This is a genomic window from Pantoea allii (genome assembly GCF_046529425.1).
Taxonomy (GTDB): domain Bacteria; phylum Pseudomonadota; class Gammaproteobacteria; order Enterobacterales; family Enterobacteriaceae; genus Pantoea; species Pantoea allii.
The window spans coordinates 2,239,644-2,258,579 of sequence record NZ_CP125958.1 but is presented as its reverse complement, the minus strand read 5'-3'; the positions used below and the strand labels follow the sequence as shown (position 1 = coordinate 2,258,579).

The 18,936-nt window shown below is 52.2% G+C and carries 14 protein-coding genes, 1 pseudogene and 1 other annotated feature; of the genes and pseudogenes, 10 read left to right on the top strand and 5 right to left on the bottom strand.

Annotation, left to right across the window (positions count from 1 at the left end; translation table 11 throughout):
- Positions 1–2 precede the first annotated feature (2 nt).
- Entirely contained in the window at positions 3–2,600 is a 2,598-nt protein-coding gene (gene topA / locus QNH99_RS10690; RefSeq protein ID WP_063879769.1) for a type I DNA topoisomerase, read from the bottom strand.
- 369 nt (positions 2,601–2,969) lie between these two features.
- Between topA and QNH99_RS10685 the strand changes: the two genes are divergently transcribed.
- Positions 2,970–3,218, top strand: coding sequence for a YciN family protein (locus QNH99_RS10685; RefSeq protein WP_096010528.1), 249 nt, complete (start codon positions 2,970–2,972; stop codon positions 3,216–3,218).
- 27 nt (positions 3,219–3,245) lie between these two features.
- Here the strand turns inward: QNH99_RS10685 and sohB are convergent, their stop codons facing one another.
- A complete protein-coding gene (sohB, locus tag QNH99_RS10680) occupies positions 3,246–4,292 on the bottom strand; it encodes a protease SohB (protein WP_283355721.1) in 1,047 nt (348 codons plus the stop codon).
- Between the two features lie 173 nt (positions 4,293–4,465).
- On the opposite strand from sohB, the gene QNH99_RS10675 reads away from it, so the two are divergent.
- The 3 genes from QNH99_RS10675 to QNH99_RS10665 all read left to right on the top strand — a co-directional run bounded on the left by QNH99_RS10675 (position 4,466) and on the right by QNH99_RS10665 (position 7,676).
- A complete protein-coding gene (locus tag QNH99_RS10675; RefSeq protein WP_063879772.1) occupies positions 4,466–5,227 on the top strand; it encodes a YciK family oxidoreductase in 762 nt (253 codons plus the stop codon).
- Positions 5,227–5,817 (top strand): cob(I)yrinic acid a,c-diamide adenosyltransferase, encoded by a 591-nt coding sequence (cobO, locus tag QNH99_RS10670; protein WP_063879773.1) that lies wholly within the window; start codon positions 5,227–5,229, stop codon positions 5,815–5,817. The genes QNH99_RS10675 and cobO overlap by 1 nt, the downstream gene beginning before the upstream one ends.
- Positions 5,818–6,362: 545 nt before the next feature.
- Positions 6,363–7,676, top strand: a complete 1,314-nt coding sequence (locus tag QNH99_RS10665) for a CitMHS family transporter (RefSeq protein ID WP_109716418.1) — start codon at positions 6,363–6,365, stop codon at positions 7,674–7,676.
- Between the two features lie 93 nt (positions 7,677–7,769).
- On the opposite strand, the gene rluB is transcribed toward QNH99_RS10665, so the two are convergent.
- Positions 7,770–8,654, bottom strand: coding sequence for a 23S rRNA pseudouridine(2605) synthase RluB (gene rluB, locus QNH99_RS10660; protein ID WP_063879775.1), 885 nt, complete (start codon positions 8,652–8,654; stop codon positions 7,770–7,772).
- Between the two features lie 1,182 nt (positions 8,655–9,836).
- Between rluB and QNH99_RS10655 the strand changes: the two genes are divergently transcribed.
- Entirely contained in the window at positions 9,837–10,478 is a 642-nt protein-coding gene (locus tag QNH99_RS10655; RefSeq protein WP_063879776.1) for a hypothetical protein, read from the top strand.
- 5 nt (positions 10,479–10,483) lie between these two features.
- On the opposite strand, the gene QNH99_RS10650 is transcribed toward QNH99_RS10655, so the two are convergent.
- A complete protein-coding gene (locus tag QNH99_RS10650) occupies positions 10,484–11,104 on the bottom strand; it encodes an L-threonylcarbamoyladenylate synthase (protein ID WP_109716419.1) in 621 nt (206 codons plus the stop codon).
- Between the two features lie 9 nt (positions 11,105–11,113).
- Positions 11,114–12,001: an RNase RNM gene (gene rnm / locus QNH99_RS10645; protein WP_096010523.1), complete on the bottom strand. Its 888-nt coding sequence runs from the start codon at positions 11,999–12,001 to the stop codon at positions 11,114–11,116.
- 154 nt (positions 12,002–12,155) lie between these two features.
- Positions 12,156–12,260, top strand: a sequence feature (Trp leader region).
- Positions 12,261–12,283: 23 nt separating this feature from the next.
- Here rnm and QNH99_RS10640 point away from each other — a divergent pair.
- The 5 genes and pseudogenes from QNH99_RS10640 (at position 12,284) to trpA (ending at position 18,844) form a co-directional block, all read left to right on the top strand.
- Positions 12,284–13,846, top strand: a complete 1,563-nt coding sequence (locus QNH99_RS10640) for an anthranilate synthase component 1 (RefSeq protein ID WP_096010522.1) — start codon at positions 12,284–12,286, stop codon at positions 13,844–13,846.
- Positions 13,846–15,439: pseudogene (gene trpD, locus QNH99_RS10635) on the top strand (bifunctional anthranilate synthase glutamate amidotransferase component TrpG/anthranilate phosphoribosyltransferase TrpD). Before QNH99_RS10640 ends, trpD begins: the two are co-directional and overlap by 1 nt.
- Before the next feature lie 2 nt (positions 15,440–15,441).
- Positions 15,442–16,803 carry a bifunctional indole-3-glycerol-phosphate synthase TrpC/phosphoribosylanthranilate isomerase TrpF gene (gene trpCF, locus QNH99_RS10630; protein WP_410516399.1) on the top strand — a complete coding sequence of 454 codons (1,362 nt, stop codon included), beginning with the start codon at positions 15,442–15,444 and terminating at the stop codon, positions 16,801–16,803.
- Positions 16,804–16,850: 47 nt separating this feature from the next.
- Positions 16,851–18,041, top strand: coding sequence for a tryptophan synthase subunit beta (gene trpB / locus QNH99_RS10625; protein WP_063879783.1), 1,191 nt, complete (start codon positions 16,851–16,853; stop codon positions 18,039–18,041).
- Positions 18,041–18,844, top strand: a complete 804-nt coding sequence (gene trpA, locus QNH99_RS10620) for a tryptophan synthase subunit alpha (RefSeq protein WP_063879784.1) — start codon at positions 18,041–18,043, stop codon at positions 18,842–18,844. Before trpB ends, trpA begins: the two co-directional genes overlap by 1 nt.
- The last annotated feature ends 92 nt before the right edge of the window (positions 18,845–18,936 follow it).

Sequence of the window (18,936 nt, the reverse complement as noted above, 5' to 3'; positions counted from 1 at the left end):
AATTACTTTTTCGCTTCCTGCCATTTGCCGTCAATATAGAACGCTGACCATCCTGTGGCTTTGCCTTCTTTTTCGGAAGCAACATACTGCTGTTTGGTTTTGCGGCTAAAACGGACCAGGGTTTTATTCCCTTCCGGATCGGTCGCTGGCGCCTCAGCAAGGTATTTCAACTTCTCAGGCAGGCGATCGTGGAAACGTTGCAGTTCCTCAACCAAGGGTGCCCGGGTTTCGCGTGATTTTGGAAACGTGTTGGCGGCCAGGAAAACACCTGCAGCACCATCACGCAGCACGAAATAGGCATCCGACTTCTCGCACGGCAGTTCAGGCAAGGGTACCGGATCTTCTTTCGGCGGCGCGACGTCACCATTGCGTAATATCTTGCGCGTGTTTTTGCACTCATCATTGGTACAAGCCATGTATTTACCAAAACGCCCCATCTTCAGGTGCATTTCAGAACCACACTTTTCACACTCAACAATGGGACCGTCATAACCTTTGATTCGGAACTCGCCCTCTTCGATTTCATAGCCATCGCATTCAGGGTTGTTACCACAAACGTGCAGTTTGCGTCCGTTATCAATCAGGTAGCTGTCCATGGCCGTACCGCATTTCTCGCAACGGCGACGTGCGCGTAACGCATTGGTTTCAGCATCATCGCCTTCCAGAATATTCAGGACTTCATTTTCAGGAATCAGATTGATGGTTTGCTTACAGCGCTCTTTCGGCGGCAATGCATAACCTGAGCAGCCAAGGAAAACCCCGGTGCTGGCAGTGCGAATGCCCATTTTGCGGCCACAGGTTGGGCAGTCGATGGTCGTTAATACCATCTGGTTAGGCTGCATCCCACCTTCTTCGGGATCTTTTTCCGCCTGTTCCAGCTGCTGACTGAAGTCAGAGAAGAAGCGATCGAGCACCGCTTTCCATTCCGCCTGATTGTTAGCGACCTCATCGAGGCTGCTTTCCATATGCGCGGTAAAATCGTAATTCATCAGCTCGCGGAAGTTTTCTTCCAGACGATCGGTGACGATTTCACCCATTTTCTCAGCATAAAAACGGCGATTCTCAGACCTGACATAGCCGCGATCCTGAATGGTGGAGATAATGGCAGCATAGGTTGACGGACGACCAATACCGCGCTTTTCCAGTTCACGCACCAGGGAGGCTTCACTGAAGCGCGCCGGTGGTTTGGTAAAGTGCTGGCTTGGCAACAACGCCTGCAGACTCAGTTCGTCACCCACGTTAACCGGCGGTAATGTGCGATCTTCATCGTTCTTACGCAGTGCCGGCATAACTTTGGTCCAGCCATCGAAACGCAGCGTACGCCCTTTCGCTTTGAGTTTGTAATCGCCCGCGGCTACCGTCAGCGTGGTCGAATCATACTGTGCAGGCGTCATCTGGCAGGCAACAAACTGACGCCAGATGAGCTGATACAGCTTCTGTGCATCCGCTTCCATGTCTTTAAGTTGATCGGCCACAACCTCTACATCAGAAGGACGAATCGCTTCGTGCGCTTCCTGTGAATTCTCTTTACTGGCAAAGGTATTGGCATTGTCCGGCAGATATTTTTTACCGAAATTGCCGTCGATATAGCCGCGAACCATGGAAACCGCATCCTGACTCAGGTTGGTCGAGTCAGTACGCATATAGGTAATGTGGCCCGCTTCATAGAGTCGCTGTGCCATCATCATGGTTTTTTTTACGCCGAAGCCCAGGCGCGTACTGGCGGCCTGCTGCAGCGTGGAGGTGATAAAAGGTGCGCCAGGCTTGCTGCTGGTTGGCTTATCTTCACGATCGGTAACCTCAAAACGCGCTTTTTCAAGCAGCGCCAGTGCGGCATGTGTCTGTTCGTGATTGACCGGACGGAAGGGTTTATCACCCGCGTGGGTGACCTCCATCGCCAGGTCGTCGCCCTTCGGTGTGGTCAGGTTGGCGTTGAGTTCCCAGTACTCTTCAGGAACGAAGGCTTTGATCTCGCGCTCGCGCTCGACCACTAATCGCACGGCAACCGACTGAACGCGACCGGCCGATAAGCCACGGGCGACTTTTTTCCACAACAAAGGGGAAACCATATAACCCACAACACGGTCCATAAAGCGACGGGCCTGTTGCGCATTCACACGGTCAATATTCAGCTCGCCCGGCGTTTCAAAGGCCTGACGAATCGCGTTTTTGGTGATCTCATTAAACACCACGCGGCTAAAGCGTTTGTCATCGCCACCGATCACTTCCCGCAGGTGCCAGGCAATGGCTTCCCCTTCGCGGTCAAGGTCCGTTGCGAGATAGATGTGGTCAGCGTTCTCGGCTAAAGCCTTTAGTTCAGCAACCACTTTCTCTTTATTTGGCAGAATCTGATAGTCCGCTTCCCAGCCGTGATAGGGATCGACGCCCATACGACTGACCAGTGCGGCCTTCTCGTCCTTCTTTACTTTTTTGACTTTTTTATCTGTCGAGGTTTCAGCACTTTTTTTGGCGGTTGAACCACTGGTCGGCAGATCCCGGATATGGCCCACGCTGGATTTCACCACGTAGCCACTGCCGAGGTATTTATTGATTGTTTTGGCCTTTGCCGGGGACTCAACAATAACGAGTGCTTTACCCATATTTACCTTTACCTAATGAATACGTCCTGCTCTACGGGAGAGGATTGGATGCCCAAAAACCCATGAGGTTCACTTTTGCTACGCCTGTTTTTCATTTCAGGTCGTGGGGCTCAATCTCTGGTCAGTGAAAACAGCTCATGCAACGTTATGATAAAAATCGCTTTTTCTCCCTGACTTAATCGCACTTCCCGGTGCAATATCCCTGGAATCTGAAACGCCCACACTGTACCTGATAAAATCTGTTACGCAACTTAATTAGCATCTGCTGTGAGTAAAGCCGCTTTTTTACCCCTCACGGCGGTTTGTCGAACAACGCGGTACGCAAGTAATATAGAAAGAATTAACAGACTGTCAAAAAGGAGCCGACACATGCACAATCAGACCCAGGGTATTTCATCTCAGGCACTACTGGAGATCGCCAATAGGCTGCTTGTACAACATGATGATTATCTCGCCGACATCAAAGCCGATGCGGTCAGTCAACAGGGTGATGTCCTCGTTTTCCGTGGCCCCTATTTTTTGGATGCGCAAGGACTGCCAACGGCAAAAACCACTGCCGTCTTTAATCTCTTTAAACACCTCGCGGTTGAACTGTCGCCCCGCTACCACCTGATATAAAAAAACCCGGCCTTGGCCGGGTTTCCCTTATAACAGCGGTTTGTCACCGCGTTGCCACCACTTCAGCATTAAGCGTTCCAGGACATGCCCCGCGCTATGAGTCAGGCGATCAATCCTTGAACGGCGGCGCACATAGTTAACCCCGAGCACGGTATATTTATCCATATGCTGAATAATAAGGTCGTCACTGGTAGAGATGCGATCGACCAGGCCCAGCGTCAGGGCCTGGCGTCCGTACCAGTGCTCACCGGTTGCCACCTTGTCAATATCCAGTGACGGGCGCATTTCATGCACGAACTGCTTAAACAGCAGATGCGTTTCATTCAGATCCTGCTGGAACTTTTCCCGCCCTTCTTCCGTGTTTTCACCAAACAGCGTCAGAGTGCGTTTATACTGACCCGCCGTATGTAGCTCAACATCAATGTCGTTACGCTTAAGCAGGCGGTTAAAGTTGGGGATTTGCGCCACGACGCCAATCGAGCCGATGACCGCAAAAGGGGCGGAAACGATCTGGCTGGCAACACAAGCCATCATGTATCCTCCGCTGGCGGCCACTTTGTCAACGGCAGCGGTGAGGTTTAAGCCGGCATCCCGCAGGCGTTGCAGTTGCGACGCCGCCAGACCATAACCGTGTACCATGCCACCCGGGCTTTCCAGCCGCAGTAGCACTTCATCACCCGGCTGAGCAACGGCGAGTACCGCAGACACTTCTTCACGTAATGACTTAACTTCGCTGGCATCGATACTGCCATTAAAGTCCAGAACGTAAAGCGTGGGTTTAGTGGTTTCCTGGTTGCCCTGCTTCGCTGCGCGTTTCTCTGCTTTGGCCTTTTGTTTTTCGGCCTTTTTATTGTTTTTTAACCACAGCTTTTGAGCCTGAGGTTTCATTTTCTCAAGCTGCAGCTCTTCTTTCATTTTGGTGTAGTCATCACCCAGTCGCGTCAGGCGGAGTTGCCCACTCTGATGACGTTTGCGCTGTGCGGCGTTAACAACAATCATTATGATAGCTGCAATGGCAATCACCACCGTCACCGCTTTTGCTAAAAACAGTCCATAACTCAAAAGAAGATCCATCGTGTCGCCTTATTAAACAGAGGATTACTGACAAACGGTTAGTTTAACTGGTTTATCCAGACCCGTCGCCTGAAATGCCAGCACCTGGCACAGAATGTACTTATTGCCAATTGCGTCATGGCATGAATTGAGGCATAAAGCGTGAAACCCTCACGTTGCGGGAGGCTCCCAACATGCACTATCAACCTAAAAATGATCTACTCGCGAATCGCCTGATTCTTGTCACCGGTGCCTCTGACGGCATTGGCCGGGAAGCGGCCCTGACCTACGCTCGCTATGGGGCTGAAGTCATCTTACTGGGCCGTAGCGCGGAAAAGCTGCAGCACACCAAAGAGGCGATTGGCCAGTTGAATCAGCGCCCGGCGCACTCGGTGGTATTTGATTTGTCTGATGCAACGCCAGAGCAGTGCCATCAACTGGCCGGGCAACTGGCGCAACAGTTTTCGCATCTGGATGGCGTATTACATAACGCCAGCATTTTAGGAGAAATCATGCCGCTGGCGGACCTTGATCCGCAGGTTTGGCAACAGGTCATGAAGATTAACGTTGATGCGACCTTTTTCCTTACCCAGGCCCTGCTACCGCTGCTGTTGAAATCAGAAAGTGGATCGCTGGTCTTCACCACCTCCAGCGTGGGCCGTACCGGTCGTGCGGGATGGGGCGCTTATGCGGTATCAAAATTTGCGACCGAAGGCATGATGCAGGTGCTGGCAGATGAATATAAAAACCACGCGTTACGCGTCAACTGCATCAATCCCGGCGGCACGCGCACAAAAATGCGCGCCAGTGCGTTTCCGCAGGAAGATGCCAGTAAACTTAAAACGCCTGCCGATATTATGCCGCTCTACCTCTATTTAATGGGTGACGACAGTCGCCGTAAAACCGGTATGAGCTTTGATGCTCAGCCGGGCAGAAAACCCGGAGCAGCTGAATAATGACGGACGAACGCCACCAGCAACGTCAGCAACGTTTAAAGGAACAGGTGGATGCCCGCATTGCCGCAGCCAGTGAAGTCAGAGGTATCCTGATGGTATTTACCGGCAATGGCAAAGGCAAAACCACCGCCGCTTTTGGCACCGCGTTACGCGCCTGTGGACATGGCAAGCGCGCCGCGGCCATCCAGTTTATCAAGGGTGAGTGGCCAAATGGCGAGCGCAACATGCTGGAACAGCACGGTGTTGAGTTTCAGGTGATGGCTACCGGCTTTACCTGGGAGACACAAAATCGCCAGACCGATACCGATGCCTGCCTTGCCGTCTGGCAGCATGCGAAGCGCATGCTGTGTGATAGCAGCCTGGATCTGGTGATTCTTGATGAAATCACCTACATGGTCAGTATGGATTATCTGCCCCTTGACGAGCTGGTCACTGCCCTAAAACAGCGCCCTGCTCAGCAAAGCGTGATTATTACCGGCCGTGGATGCCATCGCACCCTGCTGGATATGGCTGATACCGTCACGGAAATGCGGCCGGTGAAACATGCTTTTGACGCCGGTATTCAGGCCCAGCAGGGAATAGACTGGTAACCTTATTATATGCTATTCAGCAGAGGTCGGACGGGGTGCCTGTCTGACCAGCATCTTTTCGGCATAAATCTGTAAACCTGATCGTCAGCCTGTCACCCGATCGTTACATGAGCCTCTTGCCCAATACCGTTAAACCCTCGTCCGTCGCACCTCAGAATTCCGCTTGCCGCGAGCGCGCTGTTGGGTCGGTTTCGGCAAAAATGCGATCTCTGACGCGCCTGTTTACCCCAACCTGTCGGCCATAAATGTAAATTTTCGATTACGCTTCACGCGCCCTTTCCAGTTCCGTTACCTGAAATTGACCGCCATGATTTACATCAGTCATTGATCACAATCACATAATGCCCGGTGAACGGCCGCAAAAACCGATCGGGATCACTCTTCTATGTTAAAAAAATGATAAAAAAAATTTAGCTTTAATATCATCTCTTTGTGCATGGTTAATCAAAACAAGAGGTTAACCATTAACACGCTAAGTAAATCCATAAATTATTATCTTGTTCGATAACAATTGAATAACTTTTGCCAATGAGAGGGCTGTTATTTTGCTGACCATACTGGGCTTTACGATGGTTGTTTGTTTCATGTATCTGATCATGACCAAACGCATGTCAGCGCTGATAGCGCTAATTCTTATTCCCACCCTGTTCGCTTTGCTGGGTGGTTTCTACCAGGGGCTGGGTGCCATGATGCTGGATGGGGTGAAAACCCTGGCACCTACAGGCGTCATGCTCACCTTCTCGATTCTCTATTTCGGCCTGATGATTGATGCTGGCCTGTTTGATCCACTGGTGCGTTTTATTCTTAAAATCGTGCGGGGCGATCCGCTTAAGGTGCTGGTAGGTACAGCGGTACTGACGCTGCTGGTCTCACTGGATGGTGACAGCTCAACCACCTATATGATTGCTATTGCCGCGTTCCTTCCCCTCTACCGTAAGCTGGGCATGAATGTGCTGGCGATGACCTGTCTGGTTAACCTTGCCAGCGGCATCATGAACCTCTCTCCCTGGGGCGGACCAACGGCACGTGCCGCTGCCGCGTTGCGAATTGACGCGCTCGACATTTTCATACCGATGTTGCCTGCCATTTTTATCGCCTGTGTTGCCCTTGTGGGCCTGGCCTTCATGTTTGGCTTGCAGGAGCGTAAACGCCTGGGCGTGATGAGCATCAGCGACCATCATCTGGATAATATTGAGTTGGGGCTGGGTGATGCTGAAGAGTGTGCAGCCAATCGTCGGCCTAAAATGTTCTGGCCAAACTTTGTTCTGACTACGGTGCTGCTGGTCCTGTTGGTTGTTGGTGCCATGCCCATTCAGATCCTGTTTATGCTGGCCTTCGCGATTGCGGTGATGCTGAACTATCCAACGCTGGAAGAACAAAAGGCCCGTATTGGTTCCCATGCCAGTAATGTGCTGGCCGTGACGGCGCTGATTTTCGCTGCAGGTATCTTTACCGGTATCCTTTCGGGAACCGGTATGGTGGATGCCATGGCGAAAAGCCTGTTGGCCTTTATTCCACACAGTTTTGGCCCCTATCTCGCCGTGTTTACCGCCTTAATCAGTCTGCCTTTTACCTTTTTTATGTCTAACGATGCCTTCTATTTTGGCATCCTGCCGGTGATTGCCCAAACGGCGGCCAGCTACGGTATTTCCGCAGAGGAAATTGCCCGGGCCTCCATTGTGGGTCAGCCTTTCCATTTACTGAGCCCGCTGGTTCCGTCGGTCTATCTTCTGGTCGGTCTGGCGAAGGTGGATATCGGTGACCACCAGCGTTTTGCCATTAAGTGGGGAATTTTAATCAGCCTGGTGCTGATGGCCGGTGGGTTAATTACCGGTGCATTTCCGCTGTTTCACCGGTAAGCCGTTGTCACCTGATCAGTGAGAAAACAAAAAAGCCGCAACGATGATCGTTGCGGCTTTTTTAATGAATCTGTTCTGACGTGCAAACCGATATCAGGTTGCGTTACGCTTACTGCCGGGATTACGGCGGGCAGGTCTGCCACTGGTCTGACTGTGGCGCTTCACGGCCCGACGGATCTGATTGGCCTTGGTACGGCGACGGTCTTTCTCGACAGCAAGTTTGGTGACGGTTTCATCATCCATCCCCACCATGTTACGCAGATAATTGACCGCAGACAGATCAAGCTCCATCCAGCCACCGCGTGGAACGCCTTTTGGCAACGTGATATCGCCATAACGAACACGCATCAGTCGGCTCACCTGGACGCCCACGGCTTCCCACAAGCGACGAACTTCACGGTTCCGTCCTTCGGTCAGCGTCACGTTGTACCACTGGTTGATACCTTCACCACCGGCAAAGCGCAGCGTTTTGAATGCGGCGGGGCCATCTTCAAGCTGCACGCCTTTGCTGAGCTGCCGAATTTTGTCGTCATCAACCTGACCAAATACGCGCACCGCATATTCGCGTTCCACTTCACGGCTGGGATGCATCAGGCGGTTAGCCAGTTCGCCATCTGTGGTAAACAGCATCAACCCGCAGGTATTGACGTCAAGACGACCCACGGCAATCCAGCGCGAACCGCGCAACCGCGGCAGTCGATCAAAGACCGTTGGACGCCCTTCCGGATCGCTGCGTGTGCAGAGTTCACCTTCAGGTTTGTAATAGGCCAGTACGCGGCAGACTTCCGTTGCAGATTCCGCAATAGAAACCAAATGACCGTCAATACGGATCTTCAGGGCTTTGCTGTTTTCGATGCGATCGCCAAGCGTGGCAAGCTTACCGTCAACGCTAACGCGTCCGGCAGCGATCATCGTTTCAATTTCACGACGCGAACCGTGACCGGCACGCGCTAAGACTTTTTGTAACTTTTCGCTCATGGAGCTACCTCATTGTCGCCTTCCCAGGCGTCGGATGGATTAGGAATTTAACCTTAAAAATCAATGGGTTATATTTTCCTGTTGGCCCCATTATACAGGATGTCCCTCGTAATGTAACCCGTATTATGGCGTTGCCCTGATACGCACCGCGGGCAGGCAGCTATCCTGATGGAATCCACCTTCTGCAGCGCTGGCGCGCATTCGTCTGGCAACAGACCCTGCCAGATATCAGCGGCAGGCATAATTATAATAATGAACGCGCTGTACTTAAAGAATCGAGATTATCCTCGCCATCAACAGGACACGTTGTGAAGCACAAAGCATCAGGAAACGCTTTATAGCTTCACGTTTCATCAATTTTATCTGCCTTATTGTGGTGAAATGGCGCACTGATGACCGATGAATTGCCTCAACAGCAAAAAGTAACGCTTTGTTACTTAATTTAAGTTAATGTTTCACCGGCAGCAGTTTTAGATAATTTTGCCGTTAACCCTTCTTAGAGAATTCGCATTAAAAAGATTTGTATTTAATGATTTCTACGCTATAGGTTTATCGCGAAACATTAAAAGCCGAGTAAAAGTGTCGTAAGCAGCGAAAATATAGTGGTGAGAAAAGTTTATTTTTACAGGCGGAATGTCATTTGAGTTAATTTAAAAATACAGAAAACCACACTTAAGCCAAATATTTATTTTTTTAATCATCCGCAGGGTGAGCTTTGCACATTGACCGCACTTTACCGCCTCTTTCCGTCGCATCTTTATTTGATATTTCATAGAGTAACCCACAATAAAGTTGTACAAGAAAAAATATGTTGTACAATTTTAATTATTGCGGGATACTGTGCGAAATAATGCCACCTGACCGACTCACTTTTGGTCAGACGGCTGTGTCGATATTCGCTCTCTCATTACAATAAATTTACATTAAAAAAAATGGACTGGCGGCAATCTCAGCCGATAACCATTATACGACCTTTTTAGCAGCCCTAATCTAATAAGCATGCAGACGACGCAACGTTTCAAACGGCGCTGTATGAAAAAGCCGCTAACTGGTTGTTATTAAATATATATACACCGGCGCATCAGGAATATTTGCGTTAATACGGCTCACGATGAGCTTTAATTTGCATGTCTTGAATCTTCACCAGGGATTTTACTGACATGCTCACCTGAAGACACCACTATGCAAAAACAGTTTGTGTGCGCAGCGTTATTGACGCTGGCTCTGAGCGGTTGTTCTGTGGGCCATACTGAGTACAGCCGTACGGCGATGCAGCACGTTGATATGAGCGTGACAGGCATCCCTACCATTCTTGGTTTAGGTACATTAGGCACCAGCATTCCTTTAACGCCCGACTACAGCCTGACCGCCGCTCACGTGGCAAAATTCGCTGTGCAGCGCGTGAAGTCTTATCACCCTTATTGCGATCTCGCGATTATTTATCATAAGAATCCGCCAAATACACTGACTCAATTCCGCAGCACCGATATTGGCGATGCGGTAAAAATGTATGGATACAGCTATATTTCGGCGCTGCCCGTTGAGTCTAAAGGGGTAAATCTGGCGCGCACGGCGATACGTAATACCTGGAATAAAAGCCCGTGTATTGCCATGGCCTCAAATGCGGGAGTCGTTCAGGGCATGTCCGGCGGCGGCGTCTATAACAGCGACGATACGTTGGGTGGGGTTATCGTAGGTTACTCAGATGCGATTAAAAATGGCCGTAGCGGGAAAGTGATTTTAAAAGATGTTTCACTCTATATCCCTTACGGCCAGTTTAAAAACTGGTTACAGGCGACGATTCCCGTCACCCGTAAAACCTGAGTGGGTTACAGAAACGGTTTCACATCTCCCACACCTTCACGGACGACTTCAGGTGCATCACTGGTGAGATCAATGACGGTGGTGGGCTGCTGTCCAAGCGTGCCACCGTCAATAATCAGATCCACCTGCTTGCCAATACGGTGCTGAATATCTTCCGGATCAGATTCCGTGAAGTCATTACCCGGCAGAATTAACGATGTCGACATCATGGGTTCGTTCAGCACCTCAAGCAGGGCAAGTGCTACCGGATTCGACGGTACGCGTAATCCAATCGTTTTACGCTTTTCATTCATCAGACGACGCGGCACTTCTTTCGTCGCCTTAAGAATAAACGTGTAATTACCCGGCGTGTTATTTTTAAGCAGACGGAAAGCGCTGTTACCCACCTGAGAATAAACAGACAGTTCAGATAAATCACGGCACATCAGCGTGAAATTATGATGACCGTCCAGCTGACGAATGCGACAAATTCGCTCCATCGCCCCTTTCTCTTCCAGCCGACAACCCAGGGCATAGCCGGAATCCGTTGGGTAAACAATCACGCCGCCTTTATTCAGGTACTCTACGGCCTGGTTAATCAGGCGCGGTTGTGGATTATCTGGATGAATATGAAACAGTTGACTCATAGAAACCTCTTATCCCCTTTCCGTACATTCCACTGCGGGTGCCAGTGCGGGAAAACGTTCCCAGACCGGTTCTACCGCCGCAGGTAGCCACAATTTGCGGCCCAGTTCAATCCACGGGCAGGGTTGATGAAAATCAGAACCTTGCGATGCAGCCAGATTGTTATCTCTGGCATATTGCGCTAACTGCGTGCGCTCAGCGGGTGCCTGCTGACATTGTGCGACCTCGATCGCATCCCCGCCAGCAGCGCTAAAACTGGCAATCAGGCGCTTTAGCCATTTTGCCGACAATCCGTAGCGTCCCGGATGTGCCAGCACGGCACAGCCACCAGAATGGTGAATCGCATCAATGGCTTGATTAATTGTACACCATTGCGGTGGGACGTAGCCGGTTTTGCCCCGCGCCAGATAATTTTTAAACACCTGCGCCATGTTATTCGCTTTGCCCAGATCGACCAGATAGCGGGCAAAATGGCCGCGCGTAATCATTCCCCCCTCGGCTAAGCGCTGCGCCCCTGCCAGTGCGTCAGGGATCTGCGCTTTATCCAGCCGTTCAGCAATGCGCTGTGCGCGCTCCAGTCGCGCCGTATACTGACCCGCAAGGAACTGGGTCATCACCGGATGCTGGATGTCGATGTTTAACCCGACAATATGAATTTCATGGTTTTCCCACAGCGTTGAAATCTCAACACCGGCTAAAATTTTTATGGGCAGTTGCTGATTCAATACGGCCTGCTGCGCCTCAGGGATACCCGCGACGGTGTCGTGATCGGTAATTGCCAGCACCCCGACGCGCATGTCTACTGCGCGCTCAACCAGTGCCTGCGGCGACAACAATCCATCGGAAGCCCGCGTGTGACTATGAAGATCGTAAAGCGGAAAACGGGCGATATCGCTCAAAACAACTCCTGCTGGCTACTGATCGGGTCAGCATAATAACGATTTTATCGGCCACTGAAAAAGTGTATTGACATTTTTGTCACGAACCAGTTAACTAGTACACAAGTTCACCGCAGACGGGTATTTGATCATGAAAACTGTAATTACGCTTTTAATGGGTTGGTGGCGCAATGTTTCCCAGTACGGGCGACGTTGTCGTGCACACCTTGCGTAAACACTGTGCAGATACCTGAGCCCGCCTCCAAGCGGGCTTTTTTTTGGACGATATTCAGAGAAATCATCATGCTTAATGCAAAACCGACAGTGAAGTTAATTACCGGCAGCGCGCCCTATCGGGAAGATCCCGCCGCCGTTTTTCATCAGTTATGCGGCGCTCGCCCGGCGACACTGCTGCTTGAATCCGCAGATATCGACAGTAAAGAAAACTTAAAAAGCCTGATGATTGTTGACAGCGCCCTGCGCATCAGCGCATTAGGAAACCGCGTCACTTTACAGGCCCTGTCTGACAATGGCCGTGCGCTGCTGCCGCTGCTGGATGACGCTCTGCCCTCTGAAATCATCAATGAACCTCGCCCTGACGGGCGTGTTCTGACATTTACCCCTGTGCAGGATCAGCAGGATGAAGACTCACGCTTACGCGCCTTGTCGGTGTTTGACGCACTGCGTCTGATTCCACAGTTGGTGAATTCCCCAAGCGAAGAGCGCGAAGCCGTGTTTGTCGGCGGCCTGTTTGCCTACGATCTGGTGGCAGGCTTTGAAGATTTACCGGAACTCAGCAGTGAGCAACGCTGTCCCGACTACTGCTTTTACCTGGCGGAAACGCTGCTGGTGCTGGATCACCAGGCGCGCAGCGCACGTCTGCAGGCCAGTCTGTTCTCGCCTTCTACCCACGAATTTCAACGTCTGCAACGACGCATTGAACAGTTGCATGGACAGATGTTACAACCTGCACCGGCGCTGCCCGTTCAGCCTGTCGAAACGATGACGCTGACCGTCAGCCAGAGCGATGAAGAGTATTGCGCGGTAGTGCGTAAGATGCAGGAGGCCATTCGCATTGGTGAAATCTTCCAGGTTGTGCCATCACGCCGCTTTTCGCTGCCCTGTCCCTCTGCGCTCGCCGCTTATGACACGCTGAAACGCAGCAATCCAAGCCCGTATATGTTCTTTATGCAGGATCAGGATTTTTCACTGTTTGGTGCCTCACCCGAAAGCTCGTTGAAGTACGAGGCTGCGTCTCGTCAGATTGAAATTTACCCCATTGCCGGTACCCGACCACGCGGTCGGCACGCTGACGGTTCGCTGGATCGCGATCTCGACAGCCGTATCGAGTTAGAAATGCGCACGGACCACAAAGAACTGGCCGAGCACCTGATGCTCGTCGATCTGGCGCGCAATGATTTAGCCCGTATCTGCCGTCCCGGAAGTCGTTATGTTGCCGACCTGACGAAAGTTGACCGCTATTCCTTTGTGATGCATCTGGTCTCGCGGGTTGTGGGCACGCTGCGCGATGACCTGGACGTGCTACATGCCTATCGCGCCTGCATGAATATGGGCACCCTGAGCGGTGCGCCTAAAGTCCGGGCGATGCAGCTGATTGCTGACGCAGAAGGCACACGACGCGGGATCTACGGTGGCGCTGTGGGCTATTTCACCGCCAACGGTGATTTAGATACCTGCATCGTAATCCGCTCAGCCTATGTAGAAGATGGCGTAGCCACCGTGCAGGCCGGAGCCGGTGTGGTGCTGGATTCGGACCCTCAGGCTGAAGCAGATGAAAGCCGTAACAAAGCCCGCGCCGTATTGCGCGCGATTGCCACTGCTCACCACTGCAAGGAGATTTTCTGATGGCTGACATCCTGCTGCTGGATAACATCGACTCATTTACCTACAACCTGGTCGATCAGCTTCGTACCTTCGGGCACAACGTGGTGGTGTACCGTAATAACATGCCGACATCGCTGTTAATCGATCGACTGCAAAGCATGAATAATCCGGTGCTGATGCTGTCCCCGGGGCCCGGCGCGCCAAAAGAGGCGGGCTGTATGCCAGAGCTGCTGCGCGCGATGCGCGGAAAGCTGCCGATTATCGGCATTTGCCTGGGTCATCAGGCGATTGTGGAAACCTATGGCGGCCATGTCGGTCAGGCCGGCGAAATTCTGCATGGCAAAGCCTCTGCCATTCGTCACGATGGTGAAGCGATGTTTGCCGGGCTCAGCAATCCCCTTCCCGTTGCCCGTTATCATTCGCTGGTTGGCAGTAACACGCCGGACGAATTAACGGTGAATGCCAGTTACAACGGCATGGTCATGGCGGTCCGCCACGAAAAAGATCGTGTGTGCGGATTCCAGTTCCATCCCGAATCCATTTTAACCACTCAGGGCGCGCGTCTGCTTGAACAGACACTGGCCTGGGCGCTGGCGAAGTAACAGGGAGAAAAGTATGAATACGATTCTGGAAAAACTTTACCAGTCGCAGATCCTGACTCAACACGAGAGTCATCAACTGTTCAGCGCCATTATTACTGGTCAGCTTGAACCGACTCAACTGGCAGCGGTTCTGATTGCTATGAAGGTGCGTGGCGAAAACCCCGAAGAAATCGCCGGAGCTGCCAGTGCCTTACTGGAAGATGCCAAACCCTTTCCGCGCCCGGATTACGCCTTTGCCGATATTGTTGGCACCGGCGGCGATGGCAGTAACAGCATTAACATCTCGACCGCCAGCGCCTTTGTCGCAGCAACCTGCGGGCTGAAAGTCGCGAAACACGGCAACCGCAGCGTATCAAGCAAATCAGGATCGTCTGACCTGCTGGCTGCGTTCGGTATCAATCTGGATATGCCCGCCGAGCTGGCACGTAAAGCGCTGGACGATCTGAATGTCTGTTTCCTGTTTGCACCGCAGTACCACACGGGTTTTCGCCATGCCATGCCGGTGCGCCAGCAGTTGAAAACCCGCACGGTATTTAACGTGCTCGGGCCGCTGATCAATCCTGCCCGCCCGCCGCTGGCCGTGATTGGGGTTTACAGCCCTGAACTGGTGCTGCCCATTGCGCAAACCCTGAAAGTGCTGGGCTACCAGCGCGCAGCGGTCGTGCATGGTGGCGGAATGGATGAGGTGGCGCTACACGATGTCACCCATGTGGCTGAGTTGCGTGAAGGTGAGATTACCCGCTATCAGCTCGGCCCGGAAGATTTCGGCTTTGGCTTCCATCCTAAAGAGGCTCTGGCAGGCGGCACACCGGAAGAAAACCGTGACATTCTTACACGTTTACTCCAGGGTAATGGCGAGCAGGCCCATGAGGAGGCGGTTGCCGTAAATGTGGCGATGCTGCTCAAAGTGTTTGGTAATGAAGATCTCCGTGAAAATGCACAGCGTGCGCTCAATGCCATCCGTAGTGGTCAGGCCTATGAGCGCGTGGTGGCTCTGGCATCAAGAGGATAATCATGCAGGGTACAGTGTTAGATAAAATCGTGAAAGACAAAGCCATTTGGGTTGAGGCACGTAAGCAGCAGCAACCCCTGGAGAGTTTCCAGCAGCGCATTACGCTTTCCAACCGTAGTTTTTATGACGCACTGCAGGGCACCCGCACTGCCTTTATTCTGGAATGCAAAAAAGCCTCTCCATCCAAAGGGCTGATTCGTGATGATTTTGATCCCGAGATGATAGCCGGGGTTTATCGCCACTATGCATCTGCGGTTTCCGTGTTGACCGATGAGAAATATTTTCAGGGTGACTTCGCCTTTTTACCTGTCGTCAGTGCGGCCATAACGCAGCCTGTGCTGTGCAAAGACTTTATTATCGATCCTTATCAAATCTATCTGGCACGTTACTATCAGGCCGATGCCATCCTGCTGATGCTGTCAGTGGTGGATGACGAGCAGTATCGTCAGCTTGCTGCGGTTGCGCACAGTCTACAGATGGGCGTGCTGACCGAAGTCAGTAACGAACAGGAGCTGGAACGCGCCATCGCGTTGGAAGCGAAAGTGGTGGGCATTAATAACCGCGATTTACGTGACCTGTCGATTGATCTGAATCGGACACGCGAACTGGCACCCCGTCTGGGCCAGGGCATCACCGTTATCAGCGAGTCAGGCATTAACAACTATCGTGATGTTCGTGAATTAAGTCATTTCGCCAATGGTTTCCTTATTGGCTCTGCATTAATGGAAGAAGACGATCTTCATGCGGCAGTGCGTCGTGTCACCCTGGGCAGCAACAAAGTCTGTGGTTTGACCCGTCCTGAAGATGCCTGCGCCGCCTGTGATGCGGGCGCCCTTTTTGGTGGGTTAATCTTTGTCGAGGGTTCGCCGCGTCAGGTTGATACCGATAAAGCGCGGGCTGTTATCGCGGGTGCGCCGTTGAAGTATGTCGGTGTGTTCCGCAATGCAGCAATAAGTGACATTGTCACTAAAGTGACTGCGCTACAGCTCAGCGCCGTGCAGTTACACGGTGATGAAGACCCCGCCTATGTAGCTGCGCTTTATCAGGCCTTGCCTGAACAGGTGCAAATCTGGAAAGCGCTGAGTATTCAACATGCCCTGCCTGAGCGTAACTGGCCCCATGTGGATCGTTATGTTTTTGATAATGGCAACGGCGGCTCGGGCCAGACGTTTGACTGGTCACTGCTTCAGGGCCAGGACCTCAAGAATGTCATGCTGGCGGGCGGCCTGAGTGCCGATAACTGCGTCGAAGCCGCGCAGCTTGGATGTGCAGGGCTGGACTTCAATTCGGGTGTGGAAAGCGAGCCAGGTATTAAAGACGCCAGCAAAATTGCCGCCGTATTCCGGACGCTTCGCGCCTACTGATTGACCGGGCCCGTGTTCTGGCGGGCCAAAAAAAAGGATAGCAAAACATGACCTTACTCAATCCCTATTTTGGCGACTTCGGCGGCATGTATGTGCCGCAAATTTTGATGCCAGCGCTAAAACAGTTAGAAGAAGCCTTTGTTAGCGCGCAGAAAGATCCTGAATTTCAGGCTGAATTTACCGACCTGCTGAAAAACTATGCGGGCCGTCCCACGGCGTTAACCCTGTGCAGCAACCTGGCAAAAGGGACAAAAACCCGCCTGTATCTGAAACGCGAAGATCTGCTGCACGGCGGTGCGCACAAGACTAACCAGGTTTTAGGACAGGCTCTGCTGGCGAAACGCATGGGCAAGAATGAGATCATCGCCGAAACCGGTGCAGGTCAACATGGCGTTGCCTCTGCGCTCGCCTGTGCGTTACTGGGCATGAAATGCCGTATCTATATGGGTGCTAAAGACGTGGAGCGTCAGTCGCCAAACGTCTTCCGTATGCGCCTGATGGGTGCCGAAGTGATTCCGGTACACAGTGGTTCAGCCACGCTGAAAGATGCTTGTAATGAAGCGCTACGTGACTGGTCAGGCAGCTATGAAACCTCGCACTATATGCTGGGCACCGCTGCCGGCCCGCACCCCTTCCCGACGATTGTGCGCGAATTTCAGCGCATGATTGGTGAAGAGACCAAAAAACAGATTCTGGAAAAGGAAGGTCGCCTACCGGATGCGATTATCGCCTGTGTCGGCGGCGGTTCCAACGCCATCGGTATGTTTGCCGACTTTATTGACGAAGAAGGTGTCAAGCTGATTGGCGTTGAGCCTGCGGGACACGGTATTGAAACGGGTGAACACGGTGCGCCACTGAAGCATGGCCGCGTCGGCATTTATTTCGGTATGAAATCACCGATGATGCAGACCGACGAAGGGCAGATTGAGGAGTCGTACTCAATTTCAGCCGGACTTGACTTCCCTTCTGTTGGCCCACAGCACGCCCATCTCAACAGCATTGGTCGGGCCGACTATGTGTCAGTCACCGACAATGAAGCGCTTGCTGCCTTTAAAAAGCTGTGCCGCGCCGAAGGCATCATTCCTGCGCTGGAGTCGGCTCATGCCCTGGCGTATGCCCTGAAGATGATTGAGGCAGAACCGGAAAAAGAGCAACTGATTGTGGTGAACCTTTCCGGTCGCGGTGATAAAGATATCTTCACCGTTCACGATATTCTGACTGCGCAGGGAGAAATCTGATGGAACGTTATGATCAACTGTTTACCCGTCTGGCGGCGAAGAAAGAAGGCGCTCTGGTGCCCTTCGTCACACTGGGCGATCCTTCACCCGCGCTGTCATTACGGATTATTGATGCGCTGGTCGAAGGTGGGGCTGACGCGCTTGAACTGGGCATTCCTTTTTCCGATCCGTTAGCGGATGGGCCAACCATCCAAAGCGCCACGCTACGGGCATTTGCGGCCGGTACCACGACGGCACAGTGCTTTGAAATGCTGGCAGCTATACGTCATAAATATCCTGAATTACCTATTGGCTTACTGATGTATGCCAACCTTGTATTCAGCAACGGTATTGATGAGTTCTATGCGCGTTGTGCCCAGGCTGGAGTTGACTCAGTGCTTGTGGCTGATGTGCCTGTGGAAGAATCAGCGCCGTTCCGCCAGGCCGCGATGCGACATGGCATTGCGCCAATTTTCATTTGCCCACCTAACGCCAGCGATGAGCTGCTACGTGAGATTGCCTCTCACGGGCGCGGTTATACCTATCTGTTATCCCGTGCCGGCGTCACCGGGACTGAGAAGCGGGCCAGCCTGCCGCTGGATCACCTGATTGCAAAGCTACGTGAATATCACGCCGCGCCACCGCTACAGGGCTTTGGGATTTCCGAACCCTCACAGGTCAAAGAATCGCTCGCGGCGGGGACTGCCGGTGCGATTTCCGGCTCGGCTGTGGTCAAAATTATTGAGCAGCATCAGGCCGAACCCGAGGTGATGCTGGATGCCCTGAAAACCTTCATTGGTAACCTGAAAGCCGCTACCCGCTAATCGCCTTCATGCCTTACCGTCCGGTAAGGCATGATTTCCCTGTTTTTTTTCATTACCGGTTTGCTAATTTCGGATTTACTGCACCACAATTA

Coding starts and splice junctions, on each gene's coding strand:
- topA (WP_063879769.1), bottom strand. CDS start 2,600: ATGGGTAAAGCACTCGTTATTGTTGAGTCCCCGGCAAAGGCCAAAACA.
- QNH99_RS10685 (WP_096010528.1), top strand. CDS start 2,970: ATGCACAATCAGACCCAGGGTATTTCATCTCAGGCACTACTGGAGATC.
- sohB (WP_283355721.1), bottom strand. CDS start 4,292: ATGGATCTTCTTTTGAGTTATGGACTGTTTTTAGCAAAAGCGGTGACG.
- QNH99_RS10675 (WP_063879772.1), top strand. CDS start 4,466: ATGCACTATCAACCTAAAAATGATCTACTCGCGAATCGCCTGATTCTT.
- cobO (WP_063879773.1), top strand. CDS start 5,227: ATGACGGACGAACGCCACCAGCAACGTCAGCAACGTTTAAAGGAACAG.
- rluB (WP_063879775.1), bottom strand. CDS start 8,654: ATGAGCGAAAAGTTACAAAAAGTCTTAGCGCGTGCCGGTCACGGTTCG.
- QNH99_RS10655 (WP_063879776.1), top strand. CDS start 9,837: ATGCAAAAACAGTTTGTGTGCGCAGCGTTATTGACGCTGGCTCTGAGC.
- QNH99_RS10650 (WP_109716419.1), bottom strand. CDS start 11,104: ATGAGTCAACTGTTTCATATTCATCCAGATAATCCACAACCGCGCCTG.
- QNH99_RS10640 (WP_096010522.1), top strand. CDS start 12,284: ATGCTTAATGCAAAACCGACAGTGAAGTTAATTACCGGCAGCGCGCCC.
- trpCF (WP_410516399.1), top strand. CDS start 15,442: ATGCAGGGTACAGTGTTAGATAAAATCGTGAAAGACAAAGCCATTTGG.
- trpB (WP_063879783.1), top strand. CDS start 16,851: ATGACCTTACTCAATCCCTATTTTGGCGACTTCGGCGGCATGTATGTG.
- trpA (WP_063879784.1), top strand. CDS start 18,041: ATGGAACGTTATGATCAACTGTTTACCCGTCTGGCGGCGAAGAAAGAA.